The following is a 25508-nucleotide window of genomic DNA, read 5'->3' on the forward strand; positions in this document are numbered from 1 at the left end:
GGTCGGCGGTGTGCCGGGCGAGCACCGCGCGCCCGGCACACCGCCGACCAGTGCGGCCTGGCCGCGCAGGCGGCGCGGGCGGCCGGTTCGGCCGATGAGGCCAGGGCGGCGGCCCGCACGCAGCTCCCCGGTCTCGCGAGCCTGGCCATGTGATCGGCGGGGCACGCGTTAGCGTTGGAGGCATGGTCCGATTCACGCGTAGGACGAGCCGGTTCGGTGCGGTACTGCTGGCCGGGGTGCTGGCCACGGCCTGCGGTACCGCGGGCGGTTCGGCGGGCGGGCGGACGTCCGCACCGGCCGAACCGCCGGCCCCCGCGCCCTCCACGTCCTCGCCGCCGGCATCAGAGCCCGCCCCGACCGGCACCGCCTCGGCGGTGGACCGCACGCTGGCCGGGATGAGTCTTTCCGACAAGGTCGGGCAGCTCTTCATGCCGGTGCTGTACGGGGCCTCGGCCGACGCCTCCTCCGGCGAGAATCAGAGCAGGTACGGCGTGGCCACCCCGGCCAAGGCGATCAAGAAGTACCGCCCCGGCGGCGTGATCGTCTTCCCCTGGGCGGGCAACGTCAAGAGCGTCGGGCAGATCGTCGGCCTGACCAACGGCATGCAGCAGGCGTCGCCGCAGATACCGCTGCTGGTGGCCGCCGACCAGGAGAACGGCACGGTGTCCCGGCTCGCCCCGCTGGTCACCAAGCTGCCCGCCGCCGCGGTCATCGGAAAGACCGGTGACACCAGGCTGGCCAGGCAGGCCGCCGAGGTCACCGGCACGGAGCTGCGCGCGCTCGGCATCAACCTCGACTTCGCCCCGGTCGCCGACGTCAACATCAACCCGCGCAACCCGGTCATCGGCCCGCGCGCCTACGGCGATGACCCGCGGAAGGTGTCCCGCATGGTCGCCGCCGCGGTGCGGGGCTTCCACGACGCCGGGGTGGCCTCGACCGCCAAGCACTTCCCCGGGCACGGCGACACCAACGTCGACAGCCACAGCGGGCTACCGGTGATCAAGCACACCAAGAGCCAGTGGGCCAAGCTGGACGCGCCGCCGTTCGAGGCCGCCATCAAGGCGGACGTGGACGCGGTGATGAGCGCGCACGTGGTGATGCCCGAGCTGGACTCCTCGGGCGATCCCTCCACGCTGTCGCCGAAGATCCTCACCGGGCTGCTGCGCGAGCGGCTCGGCTTCGACGGCGTGGTCTCCACCGACGCGCTGGACATGGCGGGGGTGCGCAAGAAGTACGGCGACGGGGAGGTGGCGGTCCGCGCCGTGCTGGCGGGGGCCGACCTGCTGCTGATGCCGCCCGACCTGCCCGAGGCGCACGCGGCCGTGGTCAAGGCGGTGAAGTCCGGGCGGATCTCGCGGGAGCGGCTGGATGAGTCGGTACGCCGGCTGCTGACGCTCAAGGCCGCGCGCGGGATCCTGGAGAGCGCGCCGCGGGCCGACGCGGCGGAGGCCGAGCGGGTCATCGGCTCGGCCGGGCACCGCAGGGTGGCCCAGCGCATCGCGCAGCGCGCGGGGGGTTGAATCTCCGCTTTCGCCGTCTTTTGCATACCCTTGGGGGACGGCGAGACAGGAGGCGGAATGTTCAAGGGTGTGCTGGTCGACTGGGGCGGGGTGCTCACCACGGGCCTGCCCGACGCCATCGGCGAATGGATCGCCGCCGACCGGATCGACGCCTCCCACTACCAGGACGTGATGCGCGAGCTGATCCTGCACGCCTACGAGGACGAGCCGGGTGGTACGGACCGCGCCCGCAACATCGTCCACGCCCTGGAACGCGGCGAGATCGACCCCGCCGACTTCGAGCGCGACCTGGCCGCCCGCCTGGTCACCCTGGACGGCGTGCCGCCGCTCGCGGAGGGCCTGCTGGCCCGCATGTTCCTCGGCTTCCGCCCGGTCGAGCCGATGTACGCCATGCTGGCGGCCGCCCGCGCCGCCGGGCTGCGCACCTGCCTGCTGTCCAACTCCTGGGGCGACTACTACGCGCGCGAGGGCTGGGACCTGCTGTTCGACGCCGTGGTGATCTCCGGCGAGGTGGGCATGCGCAAGCCCGAGCCGGGCATCTTCGAGCACGCGCTCGGGCAGGTGGGCCTGGCCGCCGGGGAGTGCGTGTTCGTGGACGACATCGAGGCCAACATCGTGGCCGCGCGGGAGCTGGGCATCACCGGCATCCACCACCGCGACCCCGTCGAGACCATCGGCCGCCTGGAGACCCTGCTGCGGACGTCCCTGGGATGAGCCGGGCCGGTCCCGCGCCGCGCGTTCGGGCGGTTGTGCGCGCCGCGCGGCCGGGGCTGGCACACTCTTGCAATGACCGGCGCCCTTCGGCGCCGCCCTGCGGAACCACCGGGGTCCGGCGTGATCCCGTCACGATCGAGGAACCCATGCGCGTCTACCTGCCGAGCACTCTCCCCGCGCTGGCCCGGGTGGCCGCCGCCGGAGAGCTCGGCCCCGCCCCGCTCACCGGCTTCGCGGTCACGCCGTCGCTGGTCGAGTGGTACGTCTCCGGCGACACCGAGGAACTGGAGTACGTCGCCCTGACCGAGGCGGCCCGCGCCTCGCTGCGGATGCTGGCCGCCGACCGCGCCGACGGCATCGCCGTGGCCGCCCGCCGCGTGGTGATCGCCGCCGAGGTCGAGGACGCCGACGTCCGGCCGTGCGCCGGGCTCGAAGACCGCGGCCGGGTCCGGCTGGGCGAGCCGGTGCCCCTCGCGGCCATGGCCGCGGTCCACGTGGACGACCTGACCGCGGTGCTCGACGTGGACGCGGCCGTCGCCGCGCTCCCCGCGGCCGACCAGGGCGACGACGACGCCCGGTTCACCGTGGACGGCGCCGAGGCCCACGAGCTGCTGTGGTACGCGACCCAGGAGATCGACGACCTCCTCCGATAAAATGGCCGCTCTATGAGGCATGACAAGTCGACCACGCACATCGTGTGGGATTGGAACGGCACGCTCTTCCATGACATCGAGGCGGTCGTCGGGGCGACCAACGAGGTCTTCCGGCCGTACGGCCTGCCCGCGCTGACCGCCGACGGGTTCCGCGAGGTCTACACGCGGCCGATCTGGCTGCTTTACGAGCGGATGCTCGGCAGGTCGCTGCGCGACGGCGAATGGGCGCTGCTCGACACCGCCTTCCACGAGCACTACCACCGGCTGATGCTCGACTGCGGGCTGGCCGGCGACTGCCGCACCAGCCTGACCGAGTGGGAGCGGGCGGGCGGATCACAGTCGCTGCTGTCGATGTGGACGCACGAACGGCTGGTGCCCAAGGTCGCCGAGTTCGGCATCGACCCGCACTTCCGCCGGATCGACGGGCTGCGCGCGGCGGCAGGCGGGCACAAGGCCGAGCACATGGTGGCGCATATCGCGGCCCTGGACGTGGACCCGGCCGAGGTGCTGGTGATCGGCGACAGCCTCGACGACGCCCATGCCGCCCTGCACGTCGGGGCCAGGGCGGTGCTCTACACCGGCGGCATGTCGCTGCGCACCGAGCTGGAGACGCTGGGCGTGCCCGTGGTGGACACCCTTGCCGAGGCGCTCGGCTACGCCTGAGCCGCGCCGAGACCCGATCGGGCGGGCGGGGCGACCGGGCCACCGGGCCGGCCGTACTCTTGGGGGGTCGTCCGCGATCTCGCGCGGCGCATCGTGCGACACCCCCCGAGCCCTCCGGAGGCCCCGATTAACCGCCTCGTTCTGTGGAACATCGACCTGACGCTGGTCGATGTCACCATCGTCGCCCGCGACGCCTACGCGGAGGCGTTCCGGCAGGTGACCGGGCGTCCGCTGGTGAAGCTCGCGCCCGCGCTCGGCCGGCCGGACTCCGAGATCATCTTCGAGACGCTGGCGATCAACGGCGTGGACGCCCAGGACGACCACCTGCCCCGCTTCATCGAGGCGCTGGGCGCCGGCTTCGCCGCCCGCCGCGACCGGCTGGCGACACAGGGCCGGATGATGCCCGGGGCCGCCGACGCGCTGGCCGGGGTGGCCAGGCTGCGCGGGGTCGTCCAGTCCGTGCTCACCGGCACGATCAAGGGCAACGCCGTGCACAAGCTCGCCGCCTTCGGCCTGTCCCGGCACATCGACTTCGAGGTGGGCGGGTACGGCGAGGAGGTCTACCCCAAGGCCACCCTGCTCCAGGTCGCGCAGAGCCGGGCCAAGGCCAAGTACGGCCGCGCCTTCGACCAGTCCAGCACCGTGCTGATCGGCGACTCCACGCGCGATGTGCAGGCGGCCAGGATCGGCGGGGCCGCGATGATCGCGGTGGCCTCCGGCCGGTCCACCGACGCCGAACTTCGCGCCGCCGGCGCCGACCTGGTGCTGCCCGACCTCGCCAACCCCTCAGAGGTCGTCGCGGCCGTCGCCCGCCTCACCGGCGACCCCACCGGCCGCCTGGCCGGCTGACCCACCCCGGGTCAGCCGTCGGCGGGGAGGGCGGACAGAAAGCGGGCGGCGACCGGGGCGGCGACGGCCGGGCCGGAGCCGCCGCCCTCGACGATCACCGCGAACGCCAGGTCGCCGCGGTAGCCGATGAACCACGAGTGGGCCGGCGGCTCCTTGCCCGAGCCGTACTCCGCGGTGCCCGTCTTGCCCGCCGAGCCCGCCGGAAAGGACACCTTGTTCGCGGTGCCCTCGCTGACCACCGCGGGCATCAGCGACCGCAGCGCGCTCACCACCTCGGGCTCCACCTTGCGCGGCTTCGACCCGCCGGGCGGCACCAGCTCGGCGGCGACCAGCCGGGGCGGACGCCAGGTGCCGTCGGCGATGGCGGCGGCCACCGCCGCCATGTTCAGCGGGCTGGCCAGCACCCGGCCCTGCCCCATCGAGGCCGAGGCCAGGTCGGTGTCGTCCCTGGGCGCGGGATACTCCGCCCGTACGGCGGGCACCCCCGGCGTGATCGGCGCGCCGAACCCGAACCCGGCCGCCACCTCGCCCAGCCGCCCGCCGGAAAGCCGCTGTACGCTCATCTCCCCGAACGTGGTGTTGCACGAGTGGGCGAAGGCGTCCCGGAACGAAAGGCTCCCGTAGTCGTGGAACTGCGCGTTGTGGAAGGGGAACCCGCCGATGTTCCGCTCGGCCGGGCACTGCACCGTCTGGTCCGGCCGGATGCCGTCCGCGACCAGCGCCGAGGCGGTCACCACCTTGAACGTGGACCCCGGCGGATACTTGCCGAGCAGCGCCCGGTTGAACCCGCCCGGCTTGTTGACCGCGGCCAGCAGCTCGCCGGTGGAGGCCCGCAGCGCCACCAGAGCGACCGGCTTGTCCACCTTCTCCAGGGCCTTCGCACCCGCCCGGTGGACCGTGAGGTCGATGGTCGTGGCCAGCGGCTCGCCCGCCCGCGCCCCGGTCTCGGCCAGGGTGCGGACCGTCTTGCCCTTCTCCTGCAACACGACCTTGCCCGCCGCCGACCCGATCAGCCGCCCCCGGTAGGTCTCCCGCAGCCCTTCGACGAGCTGCTGCACCGAGCCGGGAGCGTCCGGGCCGTCGATGCGCTCCCCGCCCGCCGCCGTGATCGGGGCGAACTCCGGCTTGACGGTGACCGCCTTGATCGTGCGGCCGGGGGCCAGGCCCGGGTGGATCGCGGTGGGCGTCCAGGCCACCCGCCAGGCGCGCTCGTGCTCCACGAGCCGCAGCGCCCCGTCGTAGGACCAGTTCACCGTGCCGCGCAGGTCGGCGCGGAAGGCCACCTTCGTGGCGTCCTCGCCGGCCTCGGCCTCCCCGGGCCGGAACGTCGCGGACGTGAGGTCCAGGCCGCGGGCGAAGGCGGTGTGCCTGCGCTCGAAGTCGGCCGGCGGGCCGACGGTCAGCCGCCGCATCGCCGCGTAGTCCTTTCGCGCCCAGGCGGCGAGGTAGGCCGCGGCGGTCTCCTCCGGCGAGCCCTGCGTGCGCAACGCCCACAGCGCGCCGCCCGACGCCAGCGCCGCGACCAGGACCGCGATCCCGCCGATCAGCAGCCGATTCCGCATGTGTGACCCCCGATGTTCGTGTGCCGTTCGAGAACACCAGAGAGTCGCCCTCATGTCCAATACGGCTATCTGTCAGGATCACATAGTTGTTTGGATATCATCGCCGTTCATGGACCTTGTCCGGCACCTGCGCTACTTCACCGTGCTGGCCGAGGAGTTGCACTTCGGCAACGCCGCCATCCGGCTCGGCATGGCACAGCCGCCGCTCAGCCAGCGGATCAAACGGCTGGAGGAGGAGCTCGGCGTGCGGCTTTTCGACCGCTCGGCGCGGCAGGTGCGGCTCACCGACGCCGGCCGGATGCTGCTCGGCGAGGCCAGGGAGATCGTCGCCCGGGCCGACCGGCTGATGGAGCTGGCCAGGCACGGCATCGGCGGCGCGCTGAAGGTGGGCGTGCCGCCCGACCTCGGGGCGGTGGTGATCGCGGCGCTGGTGGAGAGCCTGCGCGAGCGTGATCCCGGGCTGCGGCCCGCGCCCGCCGAGATGTGGACGGCCGACCAGGTGGCCGCCCTCACCGGGGGGCTGCTCGACTTCGGCATCGTGCGGCACCCGATCACGGCCCAGGGCCTGCGGTTCGGGGCGATGCTGGTGCAGACGCCGGGCGTACTGCTGCCCGCCGACGACCCGCTGGCCGCCGGGTCCACCGTCCACCTGGCCGACCTCGCCGGTCGTGACCTGGTGCTCTTTCCCAGGGAGGGCGAGCCCGGCCTGCACGCCGAGACCGTCGCCGAGTGCCGCAGGCACGGGTTCGACCCGCCCGCCGTCCACCACGGGATGTCGCTCGGGCTGGTGCTGGCCGGTTCGGCGGTGGCCTTCGGGCCGCGGGCGGACGTCCCGGGGGTTCACTGGCGTCCGCTGCTGGGGTCGCCGCTGGCCTGGCGGGTCTCGACCGCGTGGCGCGACTCGACGCCCTCGGCGGCGGAGTTCGCGACGATCGCCGAACGCATCCTGAAGGAGAACGCCGGGATGACCGAGGAGGGCGCGGCCCCCCGGCGACGGCCCAGACAGCGCCCGGCGACGGGGTTCCTGGCATGACCCCCGCCGACGCGTTCGACCCCGGCGGGCTGCTGCGCGCGGCCGGGGTCACCGGCTGGCTGCACGCCGCCGACATCGACACCGGCGCGCAGGTCGGTTTCGGCGCGCACGCGGCGGTGCCGACCGCCTCGGTCTTCAAGCTGCCGCTGCTGGTCGCCTTCGTACGGCAGGCCGACGCCGGGCTGCTGGACCCTGCCGAGCGGGTCGCCGTACCGGCCGCCGACCGCGTCTTCGGGCCCACCGGCATCTCCGCGATGCTCGACGACGTCACCGCCTCGCTCCGCGACCTGTGCTACCTGATGATCGCGGTGAGCGACAACACCGCCGCCGACGTGCTGCTGTCGCGGGTGGGCATCGACGCCGTCAACGCCATGCTGGACGACCTCGGCCTGACCGCCACCCGCGTCCTGCACGACTGCCGGGAGATGGCCGCCCTGCTGAACACGGACGGCGGCGAGTGGCCGGTCACCGACCCGGCCGTCATCGCCGGGCTGCGGGTACTGGACCCGGCCGGCACCAACCGCAGCACCCCCGCCGAGCTGACCCGCCTGCTCGGCATGGTGTGGCGGGACGAGGCGGCGAGCGCCGCCTCGTGCGCCTTCGTGCGCCGGCTGCTCGGCCTCCAGGTCTGGCCGCACCGGCTGTCCTCGGGCTTCCCCTATGACGACGTGTCGGTGAGCGGCAAGACCGGCACGCTGCCCACCCTGCGCGCGGAGGCCGGCGTGGTCGAGTATCCCGACGGCGGCCGGTACGCCGTCGCGGTCTTCACCCGCTCGCACGCCACCGCCCTCAACCAGCCCCGCGCGGACGCCGTCATCGGCACCGCCGCCCGGATGGCCATCGACCACCTGCGGTCTCACGCCGGCTAACGGGGAGGCCGGTGGTGACTTTCCGCGCACACGGCGACAAGATGTGTGCCATGGTTGCGGATGCTGTTGAGGAAGGCGCGCTGCTCTGGGAGCCGACCGCCGAAGTCGTGACGAATGCCCGGATCACCCGCTATGCGGAGTGGCTGGGCCGCGGCGAGGCCGGGTACCAGGAGCTGTGGCAGTGGTCGGTGGACGACCTGGCGGGGTTCTGGTCGTCGATCTGGGACTACTTCGGCGTGGTCGGCGAGCGCGGCGAAGGGCCGGTGCTCGGCGGGACGATGCCGAAGGCCGAGTGGTTCCCCGGCGCGACCCTCAACTACGCCGCCAACGCGCTGCGCCGCGCGGACACCGCACCGGACCGGCTCGCGGTCATCGCCCGCGACGAGCGCGGCACGCGGACCACGCTGACCTACGCCGAACTCCGTGACGAGGTCGCGCGCGTCCGGGCGGGCCTGGTACGTCTGGGCGTCGGCCCCGGCGACCGGGTCGCCGGCTACCTGCCCAACGTCCCGGAGGCGCTGGTCGCCCTGCTGGCCACGGCGTCGCTGGGGGCCGTGTGGTCCTCCTGCTCGCCCGACTTCGGGGTGCCGAGCGTGACCGACCGGTTCGCGCAGATCGACCCCAAGGTCCTCATCGTCGTGGACGGCTACCGCTACAACGGCAAGGAGTACGACCGGACGCAGGCCGTACGCGACATCGCGGGCAAACTGCCCGGCCTGCGGGCCACCGTGTGGATCCGCGCACTCGGCTCGGCCGCGGCCGACGGCGACACCGAGTGGGCCGACCTCCGCGCGGAGGCCGCGCCGATGGCCTATGAGCCGGTCGGGTTCGGCCACCCGCTGTGGGTGCTCTACTCCAGCGGCACCACCGGCCTGCCCAAGCCGATCGTGCACGGCCACGGCGGGATCGTGCTGGAACACCTCAAGACCCTCTCCTTCCACCAGGATCTCGGCGAGGACGACGTCTTCTTCTGGTACACCACCACCGGCTGGATGATGTGGAACTACCTGGCCGGCGGGCTGCTGGTCGGCGCCACCCTGGTCCTGTACGACGGCAGCGCCACCCAGCCGGACACAGCCGCGCTGTGGAACATCGTGGCCGAGGAGGGCGTGACCTACTTCGGCACCGGCGCGCCGTACATCATGGCCTCGCTCAAGGCCGAGCTGCGGCCCACCGGCCTTTCCCGGCTGCGCGGCATCGGCTCCACCGGCTCGCCGCTGCCGCCCGAGGGCTTCGCCTGGGTCTACACCCACGTCAGGCCGGACATCCCGCTCGGCTCGTTCGCCGGCGGCACCGACGTGTGCACCGGCTTCGTCGGCGCGGTCCCGCTGCTGCCGGTACGCGCGGGCGTCATCCCCTGCCGCTGCCTGGGGGCCCGCATCGAGTCCTTCGACCCCGAGGGCGCCCCGGTGGTCGGCGAGGTGGGCGAACTCGTGCTGACCGCGCCCATGCCGTCCATGCCGGTGATGTTCTGGAACGACCCGTCCGGCGAGCGCTACCGGGACAGCTACTTCGCCGAGTACCCGGGCGTGTGGCGGCACGGCGACTGGCTGAAGATCCTTCCCGACGGCGGATGCGTGATCTACGGCCGTTCCGACTCCACCCTCAACCGGGGCGGCGTGCGGATGGGCACCAGCGAGTTCTACCGGGTCGTCGAGCGCTTCACCGAGATCGCCGACAGCCTGGTCATCGACACCGGCCGGCTCGGCCAGGAGGGCCGCCTGCTGCTCTACGTCGCCATGGCCCCGGGCGAGGCGCTCACCGGCGACCTGGTGTCCCGGCTGCGCACGGCGCTGCGCACCGAGCTTTCGCCGCGCCACGTCCCCGACGCGATCCACGAGGTCCCCGGCATCCCGCGCACCCTGTCCGGCAAGAAGCTGGAGGTCCCGGTACGCAAGATCCTGCTCGGCACCCCGGTCGAGCAGGCCGCGAATCCGGACGCCATGGCCAATCCCGAAGTGCTCTCCCACTTCATTCCCGAATGACCCAAAGCACTTGTTCTCTCACTCGTGTCGCGATGCAATGTGCCCATGACTCGCGAGCAGGTGGAGCGGGCACTGCGCCGGGCCGAGGAGCTGACGGCCCAGGTGCGCGGTGATCTGGACCGCGCGCTGGGCCTGATGTCCCGGCAGGTCTGGACGGGCGCGGCGGGCGACCGGTTCGGCGACGAACTGGCGGCCTCGCGGGCCGCCCTGCTCGGCGCGTGCGACGGGGCGGTCGATGAGCTGCGCGCCCTGCTGGCCCGGACCCCGAAGTAGCCGCCGGTGGAGCTTGAAGGAATGGTCCCCGCCGGGGTGCGGGCGCTGATGGAGGAGTTGCGCAGGGCGGAGTCCTCGCTGTCGTCGGCGGGGGCCGAGCTGTGGGGCCTGCTGCGGGCCGCGGGCCTTCCCCCCACGCATGCCGAGACGGTCCGCCGCCTGGGGTCGTGGGCGGGGCGGCAGGTCACCGACGTCAACCGCCGGCTGCTGCTGCTCGAACGCCTGGTGGAGCACGACCCGCAGCGGTTCCGCGAGGGCGAGCAGGTGTTCGTCAACTCCGAGGTGTTCGCGCCCGGCACCCCGGTGCCGACCGGTTCCCCCGACGACCCCGGGCAGGCCGCCGCGAGCGTGTCCGGCCTGGCCGGCACGCTGTGGAAGTTCGCCCCGGCGCGCCGGCTGGCCGACCCGGACGGCTGGCGGCGCGAGTCCGGGGACACCGCCGAAGGGCTGGTCTACGGCGTGCGGCAGCCCGTCGGGTTCGCCCACGACGCGCCCGACTGGGCGACCTGGGCCGCCGCCCCCGGCCGCGCCGTCGGGCGGCTCGCGCCCGAGGCCCTGATGGCCGCCGCGGCCGGGCACGACGAAGCCGATCCCGAGGCCCGGCCGTCCGGCCTTCCGTCGGAAGGCGGCCCCGGATGAAGGCGTCCGCCCAGGGAGGCGGGACAATGACGATGAGGTGTGCGACGCGGTTCCGGCGCCGGCGAGGGCGTGGGGCGATCGTGATTCCGACGAGGATCAGTGGGGCAGATGGCTGAGCGGGTCCAGTACTACGCGATGGTGCTCCTTCTCGGCCCGGGCGACCGGGACGGCCCGGCGGGGCTCGCCCGGCGGCGGGTCCGGCAGAACGGCGTGGCGGTGGACGAGGCCATCCACCGCGACCTCAAGTGGCACCCCACCGGCAAGATCCGCGCCTGGGAGCGCGGCGACGTGGCGGGCGACCTCATCGAGATCTCCCAGGAAGAGGCCGAGCGGATCATGGTGCGCTTCCGGGAGCAGTTCGGAGGTGAGGGGACGAGCGACCCGCGGGCCCCAAAAGCACGGCGGCGTCTCCGGCGGCCACCGGGGACGGCGACCTGGCCGAGGCGGCCGGGCGCTACGCGGGCGGCACGCTAGACGCCCGCAGGCTGCACGACGTCTTCTGCGGGTCCGACATCTTCTGCGAGGCCGCCGAGGCGCCCGGCTTCATCGCCAGGCGCATCGACGGCGGGATGGTGATCCCGGTCTTCAGCTCGCTTCCCGCGCTGGTCGGGTTCGCCGCCAGAGACGCGCTGGTGCGGTTCGCGGCCGGCCGGACCGGCTGGTTCAGCGCCCGCGGCCAGGACCTGCTGGACCTGCTGCCCGACGGGTTCGACCTGCTGCTCGACCCCGGCACGCCGCACGCGGTGCGGCTACGCGCCGGGGCCACCGAACGACGGGTCGTGGTCGCCCTTGGAGTACGGCCGGGCGGGGGACGGGTGCCGCGTTGACGTACGGCGGCTTTTCAGGTGATATCGGATACGGCGATGTATCGGGTGTGTCTCCCGGTCAATGACGACCGGGTGGAATGGGGGGTGTCAGGTGAGTGCCGTCCCGGACGGGGAAGGGCCGGCGAAAGCCGTACCGCCCCGTAGCTTCGGTGAGGAGGGTGCGCGCCTGTCGTACGGCGCCTACCTCCGGCTGCCCGAACTGCTCGCGCAGCAGGTGCCGCAATCCTCCGCCCCCGACGAACTCCTGTTCATCACCGTTCACCAGGTGTACGAGCTGTGGTTCAAACTGCTGCTGCACGAGCTGGAGCAGGCCAGGGACGCCATGGCCGGGGGTGAGCTGTGGCTGGCCGGCCACAAGTTCAAGCGGGTCCACACGATCGAACGCGTGCTGGTGGAGCAAATCGAGGTCCTGGAGACCATGACCCCACAGGACTTCCTGGAGTTTCGCGCCCTGCTGGCGCCGGCGAGCGGGTTTCAGTCGGTGCAGTTCCGGGAGCTGGAGTTTCTGTCCGGGGCCAAGGACGCGGCCTACCTGGAGAGGTTTCGCGGGGCGAGCGACGTGGAGGTCGCCCGGCTGCGGCGGCGCCTTTCCGAGCCCACACTATGGGATGCTTACCTGACCGCGCTCTCCCGGCGAGGGCTCCCGATCTCCGACGACGAGATCATGGAGTCTCTGCTCACCGTGGCTCGTGACCGGGGATCGCACGACGATCTGTGGCGGCTGGCGGAGGATCTGCTGACCCATGACGAGACCGCCGCGCACTGGCGGATGCGCCACGTGCAGATGGTGGAGCGCCAGATCGGCACGAAGTCCGGTACGGGCGGCTCGACAGGGGCACCGTACCTGAGAGGGCGGACCCTGCTGCACTACTTCCCTCTCTTGTGGGAACTTCGCTCGTGGCTGTGAATCCCGACGAAGTGACCACCCTCACAAAGGAGTGAGACAGCGACATGTCGCTCGATGAGGCCAAGGACGATTTGCTCAAAGCCGCGGCCGAGACCTGCGCGCATCGGGCCGGTGGCGATAATGTGAGCGTGGCGGAGGCCGTCGACGTCCTCCGCACCTACTACCGGCACGTCGCGCCCGAGGATCTGCTCGACCGCGACCCGGTGGACGTCTACGGCCCCGCGATGGCGCACCGCAGGCTCGCCGGGCACCGCCCGCAGGGCCGCGCCCTGGTGCGCGCCTACACCCCCACGCTTGAGGAGAACGGCTGGGAGCCGGGCCATTCGGTCGTGGAGGTGGTCACCGACGACATGCCGTTCCTGGTCGACTCGGTGACGATGGAGCTCGACCGGCAGGAGATCGGCGTTTACCTGGTGGTACACCCCCAGATGGACGTGCGGCGCGACATGACCGGCAAGATGCTCGACCACGGCGGCGACGATGTCGCCGGGCAGCGGCTCGCCGAGTCGTGGATGCACATCGAGATCGACCGGCAGCCCGACCAGGGGGTGCTCAAGCAACTCGAAGCCGACCTTCAGCGGGTGCTCGCCGACGTGCGCTACGCGGTCGAGGACTTCCCGAAGATGCGGGCGCTGGCCGTGCAGACCGCCGAAGACCTTTCGGTGTCGTCGCCGCCGCTGCCGCCCGCCGAGGTCGAGGACAGCCTGGACCTGCTGCACTGGCTCGCCGACGGGCACTTCACCTTCCTCGGGTACCGGGAGTACCGGCTGGCCCAGGAGGGCGACGGCGACGCCCTGCACGCCGTACCGGGCACCGGGCTCGGCATCCTGCGCATGGACAAGGCGGGCTCCGACAGCTTCGCCGCGATGCCCGCCGAACTACGCGCCAAGGCCCGCGAGAAGCAGATCCTGATCATCACCAAGGCCAACACCCGCGCCACCGTCCACCGGAACGCCTACCTCGACTACGTCGGCGTCAAGCTGTTCTCGCCGGACGGCGAGGTGGTGGGGGAGCGGCGCTTCCTCGGGCTGTTCACCCACGTGGCCTACAACGAGTCGATCTCCCGCATCCCGGTGCTGCGCCGCAAGCTGGCCGCGGTGCTCCAGGAGACGGGCTTCGCCCCCGACAGCCACGACGGCAAGGATCTCATCGAGACCCTGGAGACCTTCCCCAGGGCCGAGCTGTTCCAGATCTCGGTGGACGAGCTGGCGCCGATGGCGCTCGGCGTGCTGCGGCTCCGCGAGCGCAAGCAGGTCCGGCTGTTCCTGCGCCGCGACGACTACGGCCGCTACATCTCCTGCCTGATCTACCTGCCGCGCGACCGCTACACGACCAAGGTCCGCACCCGCATGCAGGAGCTGTTGCTCACCGCGCTCGGCGGCAGCTCGATCGACTACAGCGTGATGATCGGCGAGTCGGCGCTGGCGCGGCTGCACGTGGTGGTCCGCGGCGAGCGGGGCAGGCCGCTGCCGGAGACCGGGACCGGCGTGGACGCCGAGGAGCTGGAGGCCCGGCTGGCCGCCGCCACCCGCACCTGGGAGGACGACCTGGCCGACGCGGTCACCGAGCTGTGCCCGGAGCAGGAGGCCCCCGCCCTCATCAAGCGCTACCAGGCCGCGTTCCCCGAGGCGTACAAGGCCGACTTCCCGCCCCGGATGGCGGTGGCCGACCTGCGCCGCCTGGAAAGGCTGGCCGAGGGCGACCACGACATCGAGATCAACCTCTACGAGCCCTACGACGCGGCCGAGGGCGAGCGCCGCCTGAAGGTCTACAAGCTGGACGAGCCCATCTCGCTGTCCCACGCGCTGCCGCTGCTGTCGCGGCTCGGCGTGGAGGTCGTGGACGAGCGCCCCTACGAGGTGGACCGGGACGGCGACCCCGCCACCAGGGACGCCTGGATCTACGACTTCGGGCTGCGCTGCGCCGCCTCGCCCGAGGTCGCCCCGGAGGCGTTCAAGGGCCTGTTCCAGAACGCGTTCACCGCGCTGTGGACGGGCGAGGTGGAGGCCGACGGCTTCAACGCCCTGGTGCTCCAGGCGGGCCTGACCTGGGAGCAGGTCATGATCCTGCGGGCCTACGCGAAGTACCTGCGCCAGGCGGGCTCCACGTTCAGCCTCCAGTACATGCAGTCGGTGCTGGTCGGCAACGTACGGTTGGCCCGCCTGCTGGTACTGCTCTTCGAGGCGCGGCTGGACCCCAAGCGGGCCCCCGAGGTGCGCGAGGAGGTCAGCGAGGCGCTGCGCGAGGAGATCCTGGGCGCGCTGGACGACGTGGCCTCCCTGGACGAGGACCGCATCCTGCGGGCCTTCCTGGAGATGATCCAGGCGACCCTGCGGACCAACCACTTCCAGCGGGACGCGGAGGGGCTGCGCAAGCCGTACCTGGCGCTGAAATTCGACCCGCAGGCGATCAGCGTGCTGCCGCCGCCCCGGCCCAAGTACGAGATCTTCGTGTACTCGCCGCGCGTGGAGGGCGTCCACCTGCGGTTCGGCAAGGTCGCCAGGGGCGGCCTGCGCTGGTCGGACCGGATGGAGGACTTCCGCACCGAGATCCTGGGCCTGGTCAAGGCGCAGATGGTGAAGAACACCGTGATCGTGCCCACCGGCTCCAAGGGCGGGTTCGTGGTCAAGCGCCCGCCCGCCTCCAACGCCCGCGAGGACGTGCTGGCCGAGGGCATCGCCTGCTACCGGATGTTCATCTCCGGCCTGCTCGACCTCACCGACAACCTGGTGAACAACGAGGTCGCCCCGCCGCCGGACGTCGTGCGGCACGACGGCGAGGACACCTACCTGGTGGTCGCCGCAGACAAGGGCACCGCGACCTTCTCCGACATCGCCAACGCGGTGGCCAAGGAGTACGGCTTCTGGCTCGGCGACGCGTTCGCCTCCGGCGGGTCCATCGGCTACGACCACAAGGCCATGGGCATCACCGCACGGGGCGCGTGGGAGTCGGTGAAGTACCACTTCAGGTCCATCGGCGTGGACGTGCAGACCACCGACTTCACCGTGGCGGGGATCGGCGACATGTCGGGCGACGTGTTCGGCAACGGGATGCTGCTGTCCCAGCACATCCGCCTGGTGGCCGCGTTCGACCACCGGCACGTCTTCCTGGACCCAGACCCCGACGCGGCCAGGTCCCACGCCGAGCGCGCCCGCCTGTTCGCGCTGCCGCGCAGCTCCTGGGACGACTACGACAAGTCGCTCATCTCCACGGGCGGCGGCGTGTGGCCGCGCACCGCGAAGTCCATTCCGATCACCCCACAGGTGCGCGCGGCGCTCGGCATCGCCGGCGACGTCATGGCGATGCCGCCCAACGAGCTGATCAGCGCGATCCTGACCGCGCCGATGGACCTGCTGTGGAACGGCGGCATCGGCACCTACGTCAAGGCGAGCGGCGAGAGCAACGCCGACGTGGGCGACAAGGGCAACGACGGGCTCCGGGTCAACGCCGCCGACCTGCGCTGCAAGGTCGTCGGCGAGGGCGGCAACCTGGGGCTCACCCAGCTCGCCCGGATCGAGTTCGCCAGGAACGGCGGGCTGATCAACACCGACTTCATCGACAACTCGGCCGGAGTGGACACCTCCGACCACGAGGTGAACATCAAGATCCTGCTGGACCGGGTGGTCCGCGACGGCGAGCTGACCGACAAGCAGCGCAACCAGCTCTTCCTCGACATGACCGACGAGGTCGCGAGCCTGGTGCTGCGCGACAACTACGCCCAGAACGTCGTGCTGGCCGCCTCCCGCGCCCAGGCCCCGGCCATGCTGCACATCCACGCCCGCTACCTGCGCAGGATGGAACGCGAAGGCCGGGTGGACCGCAACCTGGAGTTCCTGCCCTCGGACAAGGCGCTGGCCGAGCGCCGCCAGGCCGGGCTGGGGCTGACCGCGCCGGAGTTCTCGGTGCTGCTGGCCTACACCAAGCTCGGCACCGACGCCGCGCTGCTGGCCTCGGACCTGCCGGATGATCCCTACCTGGCGTCCTGGCTGGTGTCCTACTTCCCCTCCGAGCTGCGCGAGCGGCTGCGCGCCCAGATGGACTTCCACCCGCTGCGCCGGGAGATCATCACCACCCGCGTGGTCAACGACCTGGTCAACTCCAGCGGCACCACGTTCGTGTTCCGGTTCGGCGAGGAGATCGGCGCATCGGTCTCCGACATCGCCCGCGCCTACCTGGTGACCCGCGAGGTCTTCGACATGCCCACCTTCTGGCGGGCGGTGGAGTCGCTGGACAACAAGGTGGACACCGGCACGCAGATCGCCATGCTGCTGGAGGCCCGCAAGCTCACCGAGCGGGGCACCCGCTGGCTGCTCGGCAACCGCAGGCCGCCGCTCGACCTGGCGTCCACGGTGAACTTCTTCGCAAAGGAGATGAACGGCCTCATACCCCACCTGCCGAAGCTGCTGTGCGGCCCCGACCTCGCCGCGTTCGAGGAACGCCGGGACGGGTTCGTCAACCGCGGCGTGCCGTACGAGCTGGCCGAGCGTACCGCCGCCATGGTGCCCGCCTACTCCACGTTCGACCTGGTGGAGGTGGCCTCGCTCATCGGCCGCCCGGTGAGCGAGGTGGCCGAGGTCTACTTCGACCTCTCCGAGCGGCTGCAACTGGCCAGGCTGCGCGAACGCGTGATCGCGCTGCCCCGCGACAACCGCTGGAACTCCATGGCCAGGGCGGCGCTGCGCGACGACCTGTACGCCGCGCACGCCTCGCTCACCCGCGACGTGCTCACCCACAGCAAGCCGGGACTGTCCCCCGAGGAACGCCTGGCCAACTGGTCGGAGGCCAACTCCGCGGCGGTGGCCCGCTCGCGGCAGACGCTGTCGGAGATCTGGGAGAGCGACACCTTCGACCTCGCCACGCTCTCGGTCGCGCTGCGCGCCATCAGGACGCTGGTGGCCACCAGCGGCCTGCCGCACAGCGAGGCGTGAGGGGGCGCCCTACCTGCCGGAGACCCTGGTGATCGCCCCGTCGAAGGCGATCACCTCGGCCGGCTTGCGGGCGCCCTTGGCGGGCACGTCGGCGGCGTACTGGTGGGTCTCGATGATCCGCATCTCCTTGGCCATCGCCGGCTGCTCGGCGGCCCAGCGCGCGTCCTGCGGGATCGCGATCCACGGCGCGCTGGGCAGCTTGGCGCTCAGCGTGGTGGTGCGGGTCATCGCGTACTGGACGAACCCGCCGCCGTCGCGGGTGCGCAGCCCGAACACCGGCGACTTGGTCGCGCCGAAGATCGAGTCGAAGTTGAGCCCGTCGTGCCTGGCCTGCTGCTTGCGCTCGGCGATCTCCGCGGAGTAGCCCGTGGTGTGCTCGCCCGGCGCGATCAGCGCCGCGGAGAAGCCCTGGGAGCCCTCCTCGGCCACCGTGGCGTGCAGCGGGGCCATCAGTTGCGGGCTGATCTCCAGGCTCTCGTCACGGGTGGACAGGGCCGTGGCGTAGCCCTCGGCGTCGAGCGCGATCTCCGGCGGCTCGGCGCCGGGGTAGAGCAGCGTGGCGAAGCTGAGCTGCCAGCGCGACTCGTCGTTCTCCCTCATGAACGTCAGCACCGCCGAACGGGAGCCGTCCGCCCGCCTGTCGCCGCGCTCCCGCCCGGCCGGGCCGTCGCGCCGTTCGACCACCGCGGTGAACCAGTACGGGGCGCGGTCCAGGCGCGGCACGTAAAGGACCGGATCGCCCCAGCCGTAGCGGGGCGGCTCCATGTCGTTGGCCCGGTAGGCCGCGGTGGTCAGCGCGGCCTGGCCGTCACGGACGATCTCCAGCGCCATCCGCAGCTCACCGCCCGCCCGCAGCACGTCGTCGGTGGCGAGCAGGCGCGTCACCACCCGGCGGGCCTCGTCCTGCTTGACCATCGGGGCGGCCACCGTGCTCGCCGTGGTCGCGCCGCCGGGCGTGGCCGCCGGGGTGGTCGCCGCCACGGGGGACGGCTCGCCGGCCTTCCCCCCGCCGGTCGAACACGCCGCCAGCACGACCGGCAGCAGCATCAGCGTGGCCACGAGCACCCGACGCCGCCCGTTCGCTCGCACCGATCGCCTCCCCCTTAGCCCACCGCCTGCCCATGTTAGGGCCTGCTCGTTGCCTGACAGGGGCTCACGGTCGCGTACCCTTAACAACCGTGGCAGTAATCGATCCGTCAGAAGAGATCAACGAGCTCGTCGGCACCATGAAGGGCATCAAAGACGTGCTCGATCTCGACGGCATGCGCAGGCAGATCGAGGAGCTCGGCGAGCAGGCTGCCGCGCCCGACCTGTGGAACGACCCGGAGGCGGCCCAGCAGGTCACCAGCAGGCTCTCGCACATACAGTCCGAGTACAACCGGGTCGAGGGGCTCGCCGCCCGGCTCGACGACGTCGCCGTGCTCTACGAGCTGGCCGAGTCCGAAGACGACCCGGACACCCGCCAGGAGGCCGACCGGGAGCTGGCGGCGCTGCGCACGGAGGTCAGCGCCCTGGAGGTCCGCACGCTCCTGTCCGGCGAGTACGACTCGCGCCAGGCCCTGGTGACGATCAACTCCCAGGCGGGCGGGGTCGACGCCGCCGACTGGGCGGAGATGTTGCTGCGGATGTATACCAGATGGGCCGAGGCGAAGGGCTACTCGACCGAGGTCTACGACACCTCATACGCGGAGGAGGCGGGCATCAAGTCCGCCACGTTCGCGATCAAGGCCCCCTACGCGTACGGCACGCTGCGCGGTGAGCACGGCACCCACCGCCTGGTGCGGATCAGCCCCTTCGACAACCAGGGCAGGCGGCAGACCTCCTTCGCGGGCGTCGACGTGGTCCCCGTGGTCGCGCAGACCGACCGCATCGAGATCAACGAAGAAGACCTCCGGGTCGACGTCTACCGTTCGTCGGGTCCCGGCGGCCAGGGCGTCAACACCACCGACTCCGCGGTCCGGCTCACCCACCTGCCCACCGGTATCGTGGTCTCCTGCCAGAACGAGCGCTCCCAGCTCCAGAACAAGGCCACCGCGATGGCGGTGCTGTCGGCCAAGCTGCTGGAGCGCAAGCGGCAGGAGGAGGCCGCCAAGATGGCCGAGCTGCGCGGCGAGTCCACCACCTCGTGGGGCACCCAGATCCGCAGCTACGTCCTGCACCCCTACCAGATGGTGAAGGACCTCCGCACCGGGGTGGAGGCCGGCAACCCCAGCTCGGTCCTGGACGGCGACCTCGACCCGTTCATCGAGGCGGAGATCCGCTGGATGCGCCGTCAGGAGTCCGGCAAGGGCGAGTGAGCCCCGGGCGCGCGCTTCGGCACTATCAGCCGAGCACCAGCTCGCGCAGCCCCAGCGAGAAGATCAGCAAGGCGATCAGCGCGGCCACGATGAGCGCCGGCGGGATGCCGCCGGGGCCGCGTCCGTGCAGGTCGTCCCTGATCGCCCGGCACTGCGGACAGCGGCCTTCGGCGACCGGTCCGGCGCAGCGCGCGCAGATCAGATGATCGCAGCTCATGGTCTGCTCCCCTCCTCATTGCCCTACCGATGCTATACGCGCAATCGTTTTGTTTCCGTTATGGACCTTCCATGCCAGTGTTCCCCCTAGACTGTGCTCTGGCCAACCGGAACGTCGATCAAGGGTAAAGATCTACGCCCCCCGGCCGGCGAACGGCGGGATGTGGCCACTACCACCCCCGCGACCGTCCCAAACCCCTAGACTGACATGCCGTGATGCGCCCGTGATCCATTTCGATAACGTCACCAAGGTCTACGCGAACCAGAACCGCCCCGCCCTCGACCACATCAGTGTGGACGTGGACAAGGGGGAGTTCGTGTTCCTCGTCGGGCCCTCGGGGTCAGGCAAGTCGACGTTCCTCCGTCTCGTGCTGAAGGAGGAGCGGCCCAACGCCGGGGCGATCCATGTCGCCGGCAAGGACCTCGCCCGCCTGTCCAACTTCAAGGTCCCGCACCTGCGCCGCCGTATCGGCTGCGTCTTCCAGGACTTCCGGCTGCTCCCCAACAAGAACGTGTACGAGAACGTCGCGTTCGCCCTGGAGGTGATCGGCAAGCCCCGGCGCTTCATCAGAAAGGTCGTTCCCGAGGTCGTCGAGCTGGTCGGCCTGGAGGGCAAGGCCCACCGGATGCCCGACGAACTGTCCGGCGGCGAGCAGCAGCGGGTCGCGATGGCCCGCGCGTTCGTCAACCGCCCCATGATCCTCCTCGCCGACGAGCCCACCGGCAACATCGACCCGGCGACGAGCATCGGCATCATGAAGGTGCTCGACCGGATCAACAGGACCGGCACCACGGTCGTCATGGCCACACACGACGCGGCGATCGTCGACTCCATGCGCAAGCGCGTGGTAGAGCTGGAGGACGGCAAGATCGTCCGAGACCAGTCGCGCGGAGTGTACGGCCAGGCGTACTGATCAGCATCCTTAAGACCGGACCAGGAGTTACAGGAAGAGCATGCGGGCGAATTTCATCTTCTCCGAGGTGTGGATCGGCCTTCGCCGCAACCTCACGATGACCGTCGCGGTCATCGTCACGGTGGCCATCGGCATGGCGCTGCTGGGCGTCGGACTGATGATCAACGCCCAGGTCTCCAACATGAAGGACTTCTGGGCCGACAAGGTGGAGATCTCGGCCTTCCTCTGCTCGAAGGACTCACCGTTCGAGGCGTGCAAGAACACCGGCGGCGTCACCGAGCAGGAGCGTGAGACGCTGCGCCAGCAGATCCAGGCCATGCCCGAGGTCCAGCAGGTCTACTACGAGGACGCGGCCAAGGCCTACCAGAACTTCAAGACGCAGTACGGCGCCGACAGCGTGCTCGTCGCCGCCGTCAAGGTCGAGGACATGCCGGAGTCCTTCCGGGTCAAGGTGAAGAACCCGGAGAGCTACACCGCCGTCATGGAGCGGATCAAGGGCGCGCCGGGCGTCTCCAACGTCGTCGACCAGAAGAAGATCCTGGAAATCTGGTTCTCCCTGCTGGAACGGCTGCGCTGGTCGGCGCTCGCGGTCGCGTTCATCCTGGTCTTCGCGGCGATCCTGCTGATCGGCAACACCGTGCGGCTGTCGGCCTACAACCGCCGCCGGGAGACCGGCATCATGCGCCTGGTCGGGGCCTCCAACCTCTACATCCAGCTCCCGTTCGTGATGGAGGGCATGATCGCCGGTCTGGTCGGCGGGGTGGTCGCGGCCACCCTGTTGATCATGTCCAAGGTCTTCCTGTTCGAGAGCGTCGGCCAGTACCTCGGCAGCAGCGCGCTGGGCTGGAACGACGTCGCCTGGGTGATCATGCTGACGATGGCCATCGGCGTGATCATCTGTGTGATGGCCTCGTTCGTCACGCTCCGCCGTTACCTCCGGGTCTGAGGCCGGCCGGTAGGCTCGAAGGCATGCCACACGAGACCGGGCGCAAGACGATCGCCAGAAACAAACGCGCCCGCCACGACTACCACATCGAAGACACCTTCGAGGCGGGCATGGTGCTGCGGGGCACGGAGGTCAAGTCCCTCCGGGCCGGCCGGGCATCGCTTTCGGAGGGGTACGCCACCGTCAAGGACGGCGAGATGTGGCTGATCAACGTGCACATCCCCGAATACTCACAGGGGACATGGACCAACCACGCGGCTCGCCGTACGCGCAAGCTGCTGTTGCACCGCAAGGAGATCGACAAGCTCGCCGGCAAGACCAAGGAGGGCGGGCTGACGGTCGTCCCGCTGGAGCTCTACTTCAAGGACGGGAAGGCCAAGGTGGAGCTGGGGCTCGCCCGCGGCAAGAAGGACTGGGACAAGCGGCACGCGCTCGCCGAGAAGCAGGCGAAGCGGGAGATGGCCCGCGAGACGCGGCACAGGTACCGGTGACCGTGGCATCTGCCCTACCCGTCCGGACCCCGCTCAGGAGGACCGTCGCCGCGGCCCTCGCGCTCGCCGCCTCGGCGCCGCTGCTGTCCGGCTGTTTCGAGGAGCCCTCGGCGCACGACGCCGTGCGCGACTTCCTGGTCGGCTGGCAGTCCGGCGACTACACGATGGCCGCGCGCCGTACCGACGGCGACCCGGCGCATGTGGCCAAGGCCCTTGAGGACGTACGGCTGCAACTCGACGCCGCGTCCCTGCGGTTCCACCTCACCGGCGTGTCGCGGTCCGGCGACGCCTCGCAGGCCGGTTTCCGCGCCGAGATCGACCTGGGGGAGAACAACCCGCTGTGGGTGTACCACGGCAAGCTGCCGCTGCACCTGGTGGACGGCGTCTGGAAGGTCCGCTGGTCGCCGAGTGTGCTGCACCCGCAGCTCAAGGAGGGGCAGCGGTTCGCGGTGCCGCCGATCTCCGACAGCCGCCAGCCGGTGCTCGACCGCAACGGCGACGCGCTGCAACGCGACGCCGTCCTCTATGTCGCCGGGGTCACTCCGGCCAACCTGAAGGACCCAGAGCGGCTGTGCGAGGAGCTGGCGGAGGTCACCGGCTTCGCCCAGGACCGGCTGCTCAGCCGGATCCACTCGGCCCCGCCGAACGAGCTGGCGCCGCTGGTCACCTTCGGCCGCCGCAAGTACGCGGAGTTGCAGTCGCGCCTCACGGCCATCCAGGGCATCACCATCCGCCCGCAGAAGCAGCCGGTGGACCCGGGCGCGCCCACCCAGATCGTCGGCCGGGTGAGCGCGATCACCCCGGAGACCGAGCAGCAGCTCGGCGGCCCGCAGCGGGCGGGCGACTCGGTGGGCCTGAGCGGGTTGCAGAAGGCGTACCAGGACCAGCTCACCGGCGCGACCGCGATCCGGGTGATCACCCTTGACCTGAAGACCGGCAAGGAGGTCTCCGAGCTGGCCAAGTGGGAGGGCCGGTCCAACGCCCCGGTCCAGACCACCATCGACGCCCGCCTCCAGGGGTCCGCCGAGGTGGCCGTGGCCAGTGCGAACAAGGCCGCGCTGGTTGCGGTCAAGGCGTCCACCGGCGAGGTCCTGGCGGTCGCCACCCAGCAGTTCCACCAGGAGAAGGACGCGCTGGGCGGGAAGTTCGCCGCGGGCAGCGTGTTCTCCATCGTGGCCGCCGACGCGCTGCTCCAGTCCGGGGTCACCGCCAAGCAGCGGCTGCCCTGCCCGCCGGAACGCTCGGTGGGCGGCGCGCGGTTCCAGCAGGCCGGCGCTTCCGCCGGGAGCACACCCACCTTCAAGGGCAGCCTGGCCAACGCCTGCGTCACCGCGCTGGCCGCGCTCGGCCGCCGGGTGGACGCCGGCACCCTGACCGCCAGCGCCCGCAGCTTCGGCATCGGCAGCGACTGGCAACTGCCGCTTAAGTCCTTCTCCGGCTCGCTTCCCAGGCTCACCAGCAGCGCCGCCAGGGCCAGGGCCATCGTCGGCCAGAACATCAAGGTCAGCCCGCTGTCCATGGCGCTGATCGCGGGCGCGATCAAGAACGGCACCTGGCACTCGCCGGTCCTGATCAGGCAGCCGGCCACCCCCGACCCGGCCGCCGAGACGCCGCCGGTCCGCCAACCCAACCCGATCAAGCTCGACCCCGCCCGCACCGAGGTGCTCAGGGGCCTCCTGCGCGCCGGAGTCACCTCCGGCACCGCGGCCACGGCCAACGCCAACGGGCCGCAGGTACACGGCATCAGCTCGTTCACCACGGGCAGCCGGTCGTGGTTCATCGGCTACCAGGACGACGTGGCCGTCGCGGTGCTCGCCGAGGGCAACGATCCGGCCGCCATCGCGGGCGCCTTCTTCCACGGCGCGCACAGCACCGCGTGACGCCATGAAAAAAGGGAACCACCCGGAGCAACCATGGGCCGCCCCGTTCGCGTCTTACTAGGTGACTGAGCACCGCTTGGGGGGTTGCGGGCTCGGTCGCCATGATGGGACAAGGCTTCATCTCGGGGGAAGCCTTGCCGTCCGGACCGGCGCGACCCTGCCGGTCGGCCCCGGGAGCGCGTGCGTGCGTGCCGCGCTCCCGGGGCTTCGCGCCTCACGACCGGCCTCACGACCAGAGTTCGAAGGGCTCGTCGATCTCCTCCCCGGCCAGGAAGCCGGTCAGCAGGGCGGGCAGCCTGCCGGGATAGAACGCCTCCCGGCTCGCCACGACGTCGGCGACGGTCCACCAGCGGAAGCCGAAGTAGTCCTCCAGCTCGTAGTCCAGGCGTTCGGCCTCGTCCACGTCCGGGCCCGGTACGGCGAGCCGCACCTGCATCACGACCTCGTTCTGCACGTGCCGCTTGTCCCGGTGCCGGAACGACGCCCGCCGCCGCCAGGTCGGCGGCCCCACCTGCGCCGCCGTCACGGCGATCCCGGTCTCCTCCCGCAGCTCCCGCACCGCGGTCTGCACGAACGTCTCCCCAGGGTCCATGCCGCCCCCTGGAAGCTCCCACCATGTCCCCAGCTCAGGGTGTGCCGGCTCACGCGTGTGGAACAGCAGGACCCGCTCCAGGGAGTCGCGCACCACCAGGCGTACGGCGTCGCGTTCGACGATCGGATAGTCCTGCGGAGGCTCGATCACGGCGGCCCCCTGGACGATCGGGAATCATGTTGGCATGAAGGGTGTTGTAGAGGGTATCGTCAGATCACTCGGTGGGCCCCGACGGACACCGACAGCTTGACAACAGCACATGGGGGTGATGTGGTTTCGACTTCGATCTTGCAAAGCAGTGGGAAGCGGGCCGAGGACTGCGGACATAACCTCGTTAATCCTGTGACCGCAAACAACAAGTGCCAATAAGAAGCACGCTGAGGTTTCCCAGGCCAGCCTGGGCCTCGCCGCCTGAGCAGCGAGTGACCTCTGCCGGCTCCGGGATCGCCTCCGACCCGAGTCCGGCATCGCTAGGAGGCTCAACCGCCGACCCCGGCCACGGGGGTCGCGCGGGAAACCTTACAGTGGCTGAGCCCGTCGGCGACACGCCTGTGTGATCGCCGGGGCCGAGAAACTCTGTAACAGGCTGCGCCCGGAGAAGCCCTGTTTTGGGGTTGAAGGACGCGGGTTCAATTCCCGCCACCTCCACATCTGCGAAACCGCCCCTGACCCACCCGGGTCAGGGGCGGTTTCGCGTTTCCGGACCCCATGGCCGCGTGGCCTGCCGAGGCAGGACGCTTGTCGGGCCCT

At 71.2% G+C, this 25508-nt stretch carries 23 protein-coding genes and 1 other RNA gene; 20 read left to right on the forward strand and 4 right to left on the reverse strand.

What is annotated here, in order from left to right:
- Positions 1 to 182 precede the first annotated feature (182 nt).
- The 5 genes from C1I98_RS10715 to C1I98_RS10735 all read left to right on the forward strand — a co-directional run bounded on the left by C1I98_RS10715 (position 183) and on the right by C1I98_RS10735 (position 4399).
- Positions 183 to 1520 carry a glycoside hydrolase family 3 protein gene (locus tag C1I98_RS10715; protein ID WP_111167013.1) on the forward strand — a complete coding sequence of 446 codons (1338 nt, stop codon included), beginning with the start codon at positions 183 to 185 and terminating at the stop codon, positions 1518 to 1520.
- 57 nt (positions 1521 to 1577) lie between these two features.
- Positions 1578 to 2234 carry an HAD family hydrolase gene (locus C1I98_RS10720; protein WP_111167014.1) on the forward strand — a complete coding sequence of 219 codons (657 nt, stop codon included), beginning with the start codon at positions 1578 to 1580 and terminating at the stop codon, positions 2232 to 2234.
- Between the two features lie 146 nt (positions 2235 to 2380).
- Positions 2381 to 2887, forward strand: a complete 507-nt coding sequence (locus C1I98_RS10725) for a DUF6912 family protein (RefSeq protein WP_111167015.1) — start codon at positions 2381 to 2383, stop codon at positions 2885 to 2887.
- A 12-nt stretch (positions 2888 to 2899) separates the two neighbouring features.
- A complete protein-coding gene (locus C1I98_RS10730; protein WP_111167016.1) occupies positions 2900 to 3550 on the forward strand; it encodes an HAD family hydrolase in 651 nt (216 codons plus the stop codon).
- A 93-nt stretch (positions 3551 to 3643) separates the two neighbouring features.
- Positions 3644 to 4399 carry an HAD family hydrolase gene (locus C1I98_RS10735; protein WP_233507681.1) on the forward strand — a complete coding sequence of 252 codons (756 nt, stop codon included), beginning with the start codon at positions 3644 to 3646 and terminating at the stop codon, positions 4397 to 4399.
- Between the two features lie 11 nt (positions 4400 to 4410).
- Here the strand turns inward: C1I98_RS10735 and C1I98_RS10740 are convergent, their stop codons facing one another.
- Positions 4411 to 5961 carry a penicillin-binding transpeptidase domain-containing protein gene (locus C1I98_RS10740; protein ID WP_111167017.1) on the reverse strand — a complete coding sequence of 517 codons (1551 nt, stop codon included), beginning with the start codon at positions 5959 to 5961 and terminating at the stop codon, positions 4411 to 4413.
- Between the two features lie 109 nt (positions 5962 to 6070).
- Here C1I98_RS10740 and C1I98_RS10745 point away from each other — a divergent pair, with 109 nt between their 5' ends.
- From C1I98_RS10745 to C1I98_RS10785, 9 genes are all read left to right on the forward strand, one after another.
- Positions 6071 to 6994: a LysR family transcriptional regulator gene (locus C1I98_RS10745; protein WP_111167018.1), complete on the forward strand. Its 924-nt coding sequence runs from the start codon at positions 6071 to 6073 to the stop codon at positions 6992 to 6994.
- Positions 6991 to 7863 carry a serine hydrolase gene (locus C1I98_RS10750; RefSeq protein ID WP_111167019.1) on the forward strand — a complete coding sequence of 291 codons (873 nt, stop codon included), beginning with the start codon at positions 6991 to 6993 and terminating at the stop codon, positions 7861 to 7863. The genes C1I98_RS10745 and C1I98_RS10750 overlap by 4 nt, the downstream gene beginning before the upstream one ends.
- A gap of 50 nt (positions 7864 to 7913) precedes the next feature.
- Positions 7914 to 9848: an acetoacetate--CoA ligase gene (locus C1I98_RS10755; protein WP_111167020.1), complete on the forward strand. Its 1935-nt coding sequence runs from the start codon at positions 7914 to 7916 to the stop codon at positions 9846 to 9848.
- A gap of 45 nt (positions 9849 to 9893) precedes the next feature.
- Complete coding sequence (locus C1I98_RS10760) at positions 9894 to 10121, forward strand: hypothetical protein (protein ID WP_146607359.1); 228 nt, start codon at positions 9894 to 9896, stop codon at positions 10119 to 10121.
- Between the two features lie 6 nt (positions 10122 to 10127).
- The gene (locus tag C1I98_RS10765) at positions 10128 to 10760 is read left to right on the forward strand and encodes a hypothetical protein (protein WP_146607360.1); all 633 of its coding nucleotides are present in this window, start codon (positions 10128 to 10130) and stop codon (positions 10758 to 10760) included.
- A 108-nt stretch (positions 10761 to 10868) separates the two neighbouring features.
- Positions 10869 to 11234, forward strand: coding sequence for a hypothetical protein (locus tag C1I98_RS10770; RefSeq protein WP_111167023.1), 366 nt, complete (start codon positions 10869 to 10871; stop codon positions 11232 to 11234).
- An 83-nt stretch (positions 11235 to 11317) separates the two neighbouring features.
- Positions 11318 to 11587: an SseB family protein gene (locus C1I98_RS10775; protein ID WP_438672075.1), complete on the forward strand. Its 270-nt coding sequence runs from the start codon at positions 11318 to 11320 to the stop codon at positions 11585 to 11587.
- Between the two features lie 91 nt (positions 11588 to 11678).
- Entirely contained in the window at positions 11679 to 12494 is an 816-nt protein-coding gene (locus C1I98_RS10780) for a tryptophan 2,3-dioxygenase (RefSeq protein WP_199536855.1), read from the forward strand.
- Positions 12495 to 12538: 44 nt separating this feature from the next.
- Entirely contained in the window at positions 12539 to 17422 is a 4884-nt protein-coding gene (locus C1I98_RS10785; RefSeq protein ID WP_111167026.1) for an NAD-glutamate dehydrogenase, read from the forward strand.
- Positions 17423 to 17431: 9 nt separating this feature from the next.
- On the opposite strand, the gene C1I98_RS10790 is transcribed toward C1I98_RS10785, so the two are convergent.
- Positions 17432 to 18511, reverse strand: a complete 1080-nt coding sequence (locus C1I98_RS10790) for a DUF8094 domain-containing protein (RefSeq protein WP_146607361.1) — start codon at positions 18509 to 18511, stop codon at positions 17432 to 17434.
- Positions 18512 to 18600: 89 nt separating this feature from the next.
- On the opposite strand from C1I98_RS10790, the gene prfB reads away from it, so the two are divergent.
- The gene (prfB, locus tag C1I98_RS10795) at positions 18601 to 19719 is read left to right on the forward strand and encodes a peptide chain release factor 2 (protein WP_111167028.1); all 1119 of its coding nucleotides are present in this window, start codon (positions 18601 to 18603) and stop codon (positions 19717 to 19719) included.
- A 25-nt stretch (positions 19720 to 19744) separates the two neighbouring features.
- Here prfB and C1I98_RS10800 read toward each other — a convergent pair whose 3' ends face one another.
- Entirely contained in the window at positions 19745 to 19936 is a 192-nt protein-coding gene (locus C1I98_RS10800; protein ID WP_111167029.1) for a hypothetical protein, read from the reverse strand.
- A 223-nt stretch (positions 19937 to 20159) separates the two neighbouring features.
- Here C1I98_RS10800 and ftsE point away from each other — a divergent pair, with 223 nt between their 5' ends.
- Genes ftsE through C1I98_RS10820 form a run of 4 tightly spaced genes read left to right on the forward strand, consistent with a single transcriptional unit; the run spans position 20160 to position 24166 of the window.
- On the forward strand, positions 20160 to 20849 hold the full coding sequence (ftsE, locus tag C1I98_RS10805) for a cell division ATP-binding protein FtsE (RefSeq protein WP_111167030.1): 690 nt from the start codon (positions 20160 to 20162) through the stop codon (positions 20847 to 20849).
- A 40-nt stretch (positions 20850 to 20889) separates the two neighbouring features.
- Complete coding sequence (ftsX, locus tag C1I98_RS10810) at positions 20890 to 21795, forward strand: permease-like cell division protein FtsX (RefSeq protein WP_111167031.1); 906 nt, start codon at positions 20890 to 20892, stop codon at positions 21793 to 21795.
- 23 nt (positions 21796 to 21818) lie between these two features.
- Positions 21819 to 22286: an SsrA-binding protein SmpB gene (gene smpB, locus C1I98_RS10815; protein WP_111167032.1), complete on the forward strand. Its 468-nt coding sequence runs from the start codon at positions 21819 to 21821 to the stop codon at positions 22284 to 22286.
- Between the two features lie 2 nt (positions 22287 to 22288).
- Positions 22289 to 24166, forward strand: a complete 1878-nt coding sequence (locus C1I98_RS10820) for a penicillin-binding transpeptidase domain-containing protein (protein ID WP_111167034.1) — start codon at positions 22289 to 22291, stop codon at positions 24164 to 24166.
- Between the two features lie 226 nt (positions 24167 to 24392).
- Here C1I98_RS10820 and C1I98_RS10825 read toward each other — a convergent pair whose 3' ends face one another.
- Positions 24393 to 24908: an NUDIX hydrolase gene (locus C1I98_RS10825; RefSeq protein ID WP_199536856.1), complete on the reverse strand. Its 516-nt coding sequence runs from the start codon at positions 24906 to 24908 to the stop codon at positions 24393 to 24395.
- Between the two features lie 111 nt (positions 24909 to 25019).
- On the opposite strand from C1I98_RS10825, the gene ssrA reads away from it, so the two are divergent.
- Positions 25020 to 25409, forward strand: a transfer-messenger RNA (tmRNA) gene (ssrA, locus tag C1I98_RS10830).
- The last annotated feature ends 99 nt before the right edge of the window (positions 25410 to 25508 follow it).

This window comes from Spongiactinospora gelatinilytica, from assembly GCF_003236385.1.
GTDB lineage: Bacteria > Actinomycetota > Actinomycetes > Streptosporangiales > Streptosporangiaceae > Spongiactinospora > Spongiactinospora gelatinilytica.